The organism is Pseudostreptobacillus hongkongensis (assembly GCF_001559795.1).
Classification (GTDB): domain Bacteria; phylum Fusobacteriota; class Fusobacteriia; order Fusobacteriales; family Leptotrichiaceae; genus Pseudostreptobacillus; species Pseudostreptobacillus hongkongensis.
The window spans coordinates 1-259 of the sequence record NZ_LOHY01000044.1 but is presented as its reverse complement, the minus strand read 5'-3'; the positions used below and the strand labels follow the sequence as shown (position 1 = coordinate 259).

The 259-nt window shown below is 46.3% G+C and carries 1 protein-coding gene; it reads left to right on the top strand.

The window, feature by feature from the left end; genetic code table 11:
- On the top strand, positions 1 to 259 hold a 259-nt coding region (locus AYC59_RS08005; RefSeq protein ID WP_342666603.1), incomplete at both ends, for a hypothetical protein.

Sequence of the window (259 nt, the reverse complement as noted above, 5' to 3'; positions counted from 1 at the left end):
ATGCTGATGCTTGCAGATCTGGATTACGAAAACTTCATTCAGATCGCCCAAGCAGATATTGCTGAAACTTTAGGGATGCAGAAAACGAATGTTAGTCGCGCCGTTCGCGCGCTACTGGATGTTGGGGTGATCTTTGAGGGACCTAAAGTTGGCAGATCAAAAACATACCGGCTGAATGAACAATTTGGTTGGAAAGGCACCGTAACCAACCACAAAAAGGCACTCAAAAACGGCTGTCCCTTATACAACTCTGACGCTG